The 7,928-nt window shown below is 75.1% G+C and carries 10 protein-coding genes; 5 read left to right on the top strand and 5 right to left on the bottom strand.

Annotated elements, in window-relative coordinates; genetic code table 11:
- The coding region (locus tag CUD01_RS12350) for a TetR/AcrR family transcriptional regulator (protein ID WP_141321461.1) at positions 1-388 on the bottom strand (388 nt) is incomplete at its 3' end.
- Between the two features lie 87 nt (positions 389-475).
- On the opposite strand from CUD01_RS12350, the gene CUD01_RS12345 reads away from it, so the two are divergent.
- Complete coding sequence (locus CUD01_RS12345; protein WP_141321459.1) at positions 476-1,324, top strand: DUF2306 domain-containing protein; 849 nt, start codon at positions 476-478, stop codon at positions 1,322-1,324.
- Positions 1,325-1,348: 24 nt separating this feature from the next.
- Here the strand turns inward: CUD01_RS12345 and CUD01_RS12340 are convergent, their stop codons facing one another.
- Positions 1,349-2,437, bottom strand: coding sequence for a type IV pilus twitching motility protein PilT (locus CUD01_RS12340; RefSeq protein WP_166772093.1), 1,089 nt, complete (start codon positions 2,435-2,437; stop codon positions 1,349-1,351).
- Positions 2,438-2,602: 165 nt separating this feature from the next.
- Between CUD01_RS12340 and CUD01_RS17405 the strand changes: the two genes are divergently transcribed.
- Positions 2,603-2,677 (top strand): 50S ribosomal protein bL37, encoded by a 75-nt coding sequence (locus CUD01_RS17405; protein WP_118766687.1) that lies wholly within the window; start codon positions 2,603-2,605, stop codon positions 2,675-2,677.
- A gap of 119 nt (positions 2,678-2,796) precedes the next feature.
- On the opposite strand, the gene rsrA is transcribed toward CUD01_RS17405, so the two are convergent.
- The gene (gene rsrA / locus CUD01_RS12335) at positions 2,797-3,084 is read right to left on the bottom strand and encodes a mycothiol system anti-sigma-R factor (protein WP_094182056.1); all 288 of its coding nucleotides are present in this window, start codon (positions 3,082-3,084) and stop codon (positions 2,797-2,799) included.
- Positions 3,084-3,959 carry a sigma-70 family RNA polymerase sigma factor gene (locus CUD01_RS12330; protein WP_371860791.1) on the bottom strand — a complete coding sequence of 292 codons (876 nt, stop codon included), beginning with the start codon at positions 3,957-3,959 and terminating at the stop codon, positions 3,084-3,086. Before CUD01_RS12330 ends, rsrA begins: the two co-directional genes overlap by 1 nt.
- A gap of 84 nt (positions 3,960-4,043) precedes the next feature.
- Here CUD01_RS12330 and CUD01_RS12325 point away from each other — a divergent pair, with 84 nt between their 5' ends.
- Positions 4,044-4,523 carry a DoxX family membrane protein gene (locus CUD01_RS12325; protein ID WP_094179528.1) on the top strand — a complete coding sequence of 160 codons (480 nt, stop codon included), beginning with the start codon at positions 4,044-4,046 and terminating at the stop codon, positions 4,521-4,523.
- Between the two features lie 99 nt (positions 4,524-4,622).
- On the opposite strand, the gene CUD01_RS12320 is transcribed toward CUD01_RS12325, so the two are convergent.
- Positions 4,623-5,480: a hypothetical protein gene (locus CUD01_RS12320; protein ID WP_141321453.1), complete on the bottom strand. Its 858-nt coding sequence runs from the start codon at positions 5,478-5,480 to the stop codon at positions 4,623-4,625.
- Between the two features lie 50 nt (positions 5,481-5,530).
- Between CUD01_RS12320 and aroA the strand changes: the two genes are divergently transcribed.
- Both aroA and rsgA read left to right on the top strand, forming a co-directional pair.
- A complete protein-coding gene (aroA, locus tag CUD01_RS12315) occupies positions 5,531-6,835 on the top strand; it encodes a 3-phosphoshikimate 1-carboxyvinyltransferase (protein WP_141321451.1) in 1,305 nt (434 codons plus the stop codon).
- A complete protein-coding gene (gene rsgA, locus CUD01_RS12310) occupies positions 6,832-7,908 on the top strand; it encodes a ribosome small subunit-dependent GTPase A (RefSeq protein ID WP_094179525.1) in 1,077 nt (358 codons plus the stop codon). The genes aroA and rsgA overlap by 4 nt, the downstream gene beginning before the upstream one ends.
- Positions 7,909-7,928 lie beyond the last annotated feature (20 nt).

Genomic DNA, 7,928 nt, shown 5'->3' with positions numbered 1-7,928 from the left:
GCGGCTCGAACGTCGGCAGACCCGCGAGCGCGGGCCGGCCCGCGCGGTCGGCGAACATGATCGCGAACAGCTCCGGGTGGTCCCGGGCGAACCCCAGGTACGCCACCCCGAGCGCGTGCAGCCGCGCACGGGGTTCCTCGAGATCATCGATCGCCGCGAGCAGGCGGGCACCGAAGATCCCGTAGCCCTCGTCCGCGATCGCGTCGAGCAGGGCGTCGCGGTCCGCGAAGTGCCGGTAGGGCGCCGCGGTGCTGACGCCCACCCGGCGCGCGACCTCGTTCAGGGAGAAACCCGCGGCACCTCGTTCGACCAGCACCCCGCGCCCGGCGCTCAGCAGAGCGGCTCGCAGGTCGCCGTGGTGGTACCGGTCTCGCGCGCTGGCCGACATGTTGACGACACTAACATCGTGCCCTATGTTGCCGACGTTCACATTGTGAGGATCATTCACATTCGCTCCGAGCAGCCTGGGGAAACCATGAGCGCGCCCCACCCCGCCACGCCCGCCGCCCTGCCGACGTCCCAGCCCGCACCCACGTCCCCGGCCATCTCCCCGCCTGCGTCCCGACGCCCGCCCGGTCGCGGGCGTGAGCGGCCCCACGCACGGGCGGGGTTCGCGGTCGTCGCGCTGGCGGCGCTCGCGATCGCCGTGATCTCGGTCGCCACGTACGGGCAGGCCTCGCTGCGCGAGCTCGCCGCCGACGACGCCGGGCTCGCGTCCGCGTACGCCGACGAGCCCGTGCTCGTCCAGGGCGCGTTGTACGTGCACATCACGACCTCGGCGTTCGCGCTCGTCGCGGGGGTCCTCCAGCTCTCGGCACGGCTGCGCCGCCGCGCACCGCGCGGGCACCGCGTGCTCGGGCGCGCCTACCTCGTCGCGGTGGGCGTGGGCGCCGTCTCCTCGCTCGTCATCCTGCCCGCCAACAGCGCCGGCCTCACGGGCGTGTTCGGCTTCGGCACGCTCGCGGTCCTGTGGGCCGGGTCCGGGGCCCGCGCGCTCGTCGCGATCCGCCGCGGCGACGTCGCGGGACACGAGGCGTGGATGCTGCGCACCTATGCGCTGACGTTCGCGGCCGTCACGCTGCGCACGTGGACCGGCGTCCTGCTCGCGGTCCTGGCGCCCGGCTCGGGGCCCGACGCGGACGCGGACGCGCTGTTCGCTCAGGCGTACGCGCCCGTCCCTTTCCTGGCGTGGCTACCCAACCTCGTCGTCGCCGAGTGGCTCATCCGCCGGCGCGGACTGCCCGCCTACCGGCTCACGAGCGTCCCGGCACCCGCGCAGGGGCGAGCCGTCACGGCTCCTGCGCTCACCGCGCCCGGACCCTGAGCACTCGCCGCGCGGCGAGCAGGGTCAGGAGACGATTCCCGCCGCGCGCAGCTCGACCGTGAGGTCGTGCGGGCTCGTGGACGCCCCGATGGCCTCCTCGTACGTGATCTCGCCGTCCCGCACCATGCGGAACAGGTGCTGGTCGAACGTCTGCATCTTGTAGTAGTCGCCCTCGCGGATGAGGTCCACCAGCGGCGCGCTGTTCTGCGGGTCGAGGATCGCCTCGGCCGTGCGGCCCGTGTTGACCATGACCTCCACAGCGGCACGCCGGCCCGAGCCGTCCGCCTTGCGCACCAGGCGCTGGGACACGACACCGCGCAGCGCCTGCGAGAGCGCGACGCGCACCTGCTTCTGCTCGTGCAGCGGGAAGAAGTCGACGATGCGGTTGATCGTCTCGGGGGCGTCGATCGTGTGCAGCGTGGACAGCACGAGGTGGCCGGTCTCGGCCGCGGACAGCGCCGCTCGCACCGTCTCGATGTCACGCATCTCGCCGACGAGGATCACGTCCGGGTCCTGACGCATCGCGGCGCGCAGCGCGACCGTGAAGTCCGCGGTGTCCTGGCGCACCTCGCGCTGCGAGACGATCGCCTTCTTGTCGTGGTGCAGGATCTCGATCGGGTCCTCGATCGTGACGATGTTGACCTCGCGGTAGCTGTTGATGAGGTCGACCATCGACGCGAGCGTCGTCGTCTTGCCGGACCCGGTCGGGCCCGTCACCAGCACCAGCCCGCGCGGCTCGAGCGCGAGCTCGCCCACGACCTCGGGGATCCCGAGCTCACCCAGCGGCTGGGCACCCACCGCGACGCGCCGGAACACCAGGCCGTACGTGCCGCGCGCCTGGTACGCGTTGACGCGGAACCGGCCCACACCCGACAGCGAGTACGCGAAGTCCGCCTCGTGCGACTCGCGGAACGTCTGCACCAGGTCGTCGGGCAGGACCTCCTCGAGCATCGCCTCGGTGTCGCGCGGCGTGAGGTCGGGCACCTGCAGCTTGCGCAGCCGGCCGTCGACCCGCACGCGGGGGGCGGAGCCCACCTTGCAGTGCAGGTCGGAGCCGCCCGTGCTGGCCAGGGCGTGCAGGAACGGGATGACGGACTGCGTGGGCGCGCTCACGAGGGATGTCATCGGTCCGCCGCCCGAGCGACTTGAGAGGTACGTACCGTCCCGCGCGCCGCGGACCGGCGCCCGTCCGAGGCGTGCGCACGCGTCCGGGAGCACCCCGGGGATGTGGGACGATGGCATGCAACTCCGCGACCGAGGCCGACGAAGGGAAGCCCCATGAGCAAGCGTGGCCGCAAGCGCCGCTCCCGCGCCGGGAGCGCGGCGAACCACGGCAAGCGCCCCAACGCCTGAGCGCACGCTCAGCAGGGTCGCCGCCGACGCACCCGTACGAAGGCCCCGCACACCGACAGGTGGCGGGGCCTTCGTCGTGCGTGCCGTGCGGCTGCGGATGCCCGACGGCCGCGGATGTCCTAGGCCTGCGTGATCCGGATGGTCGTGAGCGTCGCGCGGATGCGCGCGTGCAGCTCGGCGGGCGCCACGTCCTCGTCCTGCCAGCAGCGGCGCACGAGCTTCTTCACGACGAGCTCGACGTCGTGCTCGCTGAGGCAGCCCGAGCAGCCCTCGAGGTGCGCCTTGACGCGCTGCGCCTCGACGGGCTCCAGCTCGGAGTCCAGGTACGCCCACAGCTCCGAGACCGCCTCGTCGCAGTCGCAGCCCGTGGACGACACCCGCGGCTCGGTCCAGTCGCTCCCGGTCATCACTCGCCCTCCTTCGACGAGCCGTGCACCGCGGGCACCAGCCCGCGCTCCCGCGCGTAGTCCGCGAGCAGCTCACGCAGCTGACCGCGGCCACGGTGCAGGCGGGACATCACGGTCCCGATCGGCGTCCCCATGATCTCGGCGATCTCCTTGTACGCGAAGCCCTCGACGTCCGCGAGGTAGACCGCGATCCGGAACTCCTCCGGGATGCGCTGCAGCGCATCCTTCACGTCCGAGTCCGGCAGGTGGTCCAGCGCCTCGGCCTCCGCCGAGCGCAGACCGCTCGACGTGTGCGACGCCGCCCGCGCGAGCTGCCAGTCCTCGATCTCCTCGGCGTGCGACTGCTGCGGCTCGCGCTGCTTCTTGCGGTAGGTGTTGATGTAGGTGTTCGTCAGGATCCGGTACAGCCACGCCTTGAGGTTCGTCCCCGGCTTGTACTGGTGGAACGCGGCGAACGCCTTCGTGAACGTCTCCTGGACCAGGTCCTCGGCGTCGGCCGGGTTGCGCGTCATACGCAGCGCGGCGCCGTACAGCTGGTCGAGGTACACGAGCGCGTCCTGCTCGAACCGTGCGGCGCGTGCGGTCTCGTCCTCGGCGTCGGGCGCGCGCGAGCCGCCCTCGGGCATCGGCTCGATGTCCGGGATCGCCGTGTCGGCCGGCTGGGGGTCGGGCGTCTCGTCGCTCATCGGGGCCGAGCCTATGCCCGCCACCCGTGCGTCACCGGCCGACGGTCGCGGTACGGACAGCGCGGCGACGAGGGTCACGAGCGCACCCAGTGCGCCGCGGCCCGGCGCGGGCGCACCGGCGGGGTGGCCGGCGACCGCTGCGGCTGGCTCGGGGGCTCGCCCCGTGGCGGGCTCGGCGACACAGGTCATGGTGGGCGCAACACGCGCGGGCGGCGCGCGATTCCCGCGCGCAGTAGCGTGGGGACGACCGCTGACCGACGAGAAGGGGTCACCGTGCTGCTCCGCCGGATCGCCCGCCCGCTGTTCGCCTCGTGGTTCCTGACCGAGGGGGTCGACGCGCTGCGCTCCCCCGCGCCGCACGTCGCCGCGGCCCGGGCGGCGGTCGACCGGGTCGGGAAGGCCGCGCCGGGCGCGCGCGTGGACGTGACCGACGAGCAGCTCACCGCGCTGGTCCGGGCGCACGGCGCGGCGGTCACGCTGGCCGCGGTCGCGCTCGCGGCCGGCAAGGCGCCCCGCACCGCCGCGCTCGCGCTCGCCGGGCTGACCGCGCCGCTCGTCCTGGTGAACCTGCCGGACCGCGCCGAGCGCACGCCGCACCAGAAGCGGGCGCGCCGGGACCGTCTGGTCCGCTCGCTCGCGTTCGCCGCGGGGGCGGTGCTCGTCGCCGCCGACCGCGAGGGACGGCCCGGTCTGCGGTGGCGACTCGAGGACGCGCACGAGCGCCGGGTCGCGGCGAGGGCCGACGAGGCCTGACCCGCCGAGCTCCTGGCACGCCGCGACACCCGGACCGTCCCGACCGGTCGGACGGGACGGTCCGGCGTCAGTGCGTCAGTGCGTCACTGCGTCACTGCGTCACTGCGCGCGAGCCGTCAGCACGACCTCGTCGCCCACCGTGACGCGCACGTCCGCGAGGCGGATGCCCGCGGGCAGCTCGGACACGAGGTCGAACCGGCGCCCGTCGTAGCGCTCGACGCGGCTGCGCGCCGCGACCAGCAGCGCCGCGACCACCGGGTTGCGGCTCGTGACGCGCACGTCACGCAGCGTGACGCCCAGCGCGTCGTCGACGACCGCGGTCATGCCGGCCTCGACCGTGGCGGACAGCAGGGTCTTCTTGACCTGGGCCTCGACGGTGACGGCGACGCCGTTGTCGCCGGCCGGGGCGAGCCGGACGTCGAGCCGCGCGAGCGTGAGGCCGTTGGCGGCGGCGAGCTGCGCCGCGACGCGCTCGGCGGCCGCCTGGATCGCGCGCGCCGGCACCGCGAGGCGGGCGGAGCCGGTCACCGGGCTCGACGCGTCCGGCTCGACCCACGCGAGGCCCACCCCGCCGTCGGCGGTCTCGACCCACTCGAACGGCACCCCGGCGGCCTCGACCACGACGTCGACGGCCGCACCCACGACCGTGACCGGGTGCGCCTCGACGCGCAGCTTGCCCACGGTGCCGCGCTCACGCGCCACGGGGTCCGGCGCACCCGCGGCGGCGCGCGATGCGCGCGCCTCGCGCGGCGAGACCGTGACGCCCGTGAGGTCGACGTCGAGCGTCGGGACGTCCGCGCCGGCGACGCTCGCCGCCACGCGCAGGTGCTCGGCGGACGCGGGCTCGACGCCCGCGGACGTGGTGAGCGCGGTGCGCAGGCGGGCGGTCAGGTCGTCGTCCGTGGCGGGGCGCGGAGCGGGACCGAGAGGGAGAATGTCCTGATTCTGCGTGTTCACGGCGTGAGCCTAGACCGTCCGTCCGGCTGCGCGTGACTAGCCTGGGCGCCATGACCGCGACCCTCCCGCCGACGTCCCTGCCGCTGTGGCCGGCGCCGACCGCGACCGCACCGCTCGACGCGCGCGTGGAGGTCCCCGGGTCGAAGTCGCTCACCAACCGCTACCTCGTCCTCGCCGCGCTCGCCGACTCCCCCGGACGCCTGCGCTCGGCGCTCCTGTCGCGTGACACGCGCCTCATGGCCGCGGCGCTCGGTCAGCTCGGCGTGCAGGTCACGCCGGACGACGACGTGCTGGTCACGCCCGGCCCGCTGCGCGGCGGCGTGCGCATCGACTGCGGGCTCGCGGGCACGGTCATGCGGTTCCTGCCGGCGGTCGCCGCGCTCGCCGACGGTCCGGTGCGCTTCACGGGCGACGCCGAGGCGCTGGTGCGCCCGATGGGTCCGGTGATCCGTGCGCTGCAGGCTCTGGGCGTGCGGGTCGACGAGGAGGGCGAGGCCGGGCGGCTGCCCTTCACGGTGCACGGGCACGGGTCGGTGCGCGGCGGCAGCGTCGACGTCGACGCGTCCGGGTCGAGCCAGTTCGTGTCCGGCCTGCTGCTCGCCGCCGCACGGTTCGACCAGGGCCTCGTCGTGCGGCACACCGGCCCGACGCTGCCGAGCCTGCCGCACATCGAGATGACCGTCGCGGCGATGCGCGCCGCGGGCATCCAGGTCGACGACTCGCGCCCGGCGATCTGGGAGGTGGCCCCCGGCCCGGTCGCGGGCCGGGACGTGCGCGTCGAGCCGGACCTGTCCAACGCCGCGCCCTTCCTGTGCGCGGCGCTCGTCGCGGGCGGCACCGTCCGCGTCCCGGGGTGGCCCGCGCGGACCACGCAGCCGGGCGCGCTGCTGCCGGGGATCCTCGAGCGCATGGGTGGACGCACCGCGCTCGTCGGCGACGAGCTCGCGGTGACCGGCACCGGAGTCGTCCGGGGCGTGGACCTCGACCTGCACGCGGCGGGTGAGATCGCGCCGACCATCGCCGCGCTCGCGGTGCTGGCCGACTCCCCCACGCGCCTGCGCGGCATCGCGCACCTGCGCGGCCACGAGACGGACCGCCTGGCGGCGCTCGCGAGCGAGATCACGCGCCTCGGCGGGCAGGCGGAGCAGACCGCCGACGGTCTCGTCATCACGCCGCGCCCGCTCGTCGCCGGGACGTGGCGCTCGTACGCGGACCACCGCATGGCGACCGCGGGCGCGCTCGTCGGGCTGCGTGTGCCGGGGGTCCAGGTCGAGGACGTCGCGACGACCGCGAAGACCATCCCGGACTTCGTCGGGCTGTGGGACCGGATGCTGGCGGGTGACGCCCCCTCGTGACGAGGCGGAGGCAGTACGACGAGTCCGACGTGCGGATCCGGCCCGGCAAGGGGTCACGGCCCCGGACCAAGCAGCGCCCGGAGCACGCGGACGCGCAGCGCGCGATGGTCACGGGCGTCGACCGCGGCCGGTACGCGGTGCTGGTCGACGCGGACGGCCCGGACGAGCGGCCCGCGACCGCGATGAAGGCCCGCGAGCTGGGCCGCGAGCGCGTGGTGCCCGGCGACGTCGTCGACCTGGTGGGCGACACCACGGGCGCGCAGGGCACGCTCGCACGCATCGTGCGCATCACGGACCGCCGCACGGTGCTGCGCCGCACGGCCGACGACACCGACCCGGTCGAGCGCGTCATCGTCGCGAACGCCGACCAGCTCGTCGTGGTGACGGCGCTCGCCGACCCCGAGCCGCGCACGCGCATGATCGACCGGTGCGTCGCCGCCGCGTACGACGCGCGCATGGACGTGCTGCTCGCGCTGACGAAGGCGGACCTCGCGGACCCGGCCGCGCTCGTCGGGATGTACTCCCCCGTGGGGGTGCGCACCGTCGTGACGCACGCCGAGGGTCCGCGCGGCGAGCGGGCGATCCACGGCCTCGCGGACCTGCGGGCGGCGCTCGCGGGGCGCACGTCCGTGCTCGTCGGGCACTCCGGCGTCGGCAAGTCGACTCTCGTCAACGCCCTCGTGCCGGACGCGCAGCGCGCCACGGGCGTCGTCAACTCCGTCACCGGGCGCGGACGGCACACGTCGACGTCCGCGGTCGCGCTGCGCGTGCCCGGGCCGGGCGCGCCCACGTGGGTGATCGACACCCCCGGAGTGCGGTCCTTCGGGCTCGCGCACGTCGACCCCGACCACCTGCTGCACGCGTTCGGGGACCTCGGGGAGGCGTCCGACGAGCGCTGCCCGCGCGGCTGCACGCACGCGGCGGACGCGCCCGACTGCGGGCTCGACGAGTGGGTCGCCGCGGCCGACGACGACGTCGAGCGGGCCGCGCGCGCAGCGCGCGTCGACTCGTTCCGGCGCATCCTGGCGAGCCGGCTCGGCACGAGCGAGGCGGACACGCCCGCGGCGTCGTGACCCGCACCGCTACGGTGGCG

It is taken from the genome of Cellulomonas uda (assembly GCF_006538705.1).
In the GTDB taxonomy this organism is placed as follows: domain Bacteria; phylum Actinomycetota; class Actinomycetes; order Actinomycetales; family Cellulomonadaceae; genus Cellulomonas; species Cellulomonas uda.
Note: the sequence above shows the minus strand (reverse complement) of the source record. Positions and strands in the feature narration are given on the sequence as shown.

Coding starts and splice junctions, on each gene's coding strand:
- CUD01_RS12345 (WP_141321459.1), top strand. CDS start 476: ATGAGCGCGCCCCACCCCGCCACGCCCGCCGCCCTGCCGACGTCCCAG.
- aroA (WP_141321451.1), top strand. CDS start 5,531: ATGACCGCGACCCTCCCGCCGACGTCCCTGCCGCTGTGGCCGGCGCCG.
- rsrA (WP_094182056.1), bottom strand. CDS start 3,084: ATGACCGGGAGCGACTGGACCGAGCCGCGGGTGTCGTCCACGGGCTGC.
- CUD01_RS12330 (WP_371860791.1), bottom strand. CDS start 3,959: ATGACCTGTGTCGCCGAGCCCGCCACGGGGCGAGCCCCCGAGCCAGCC.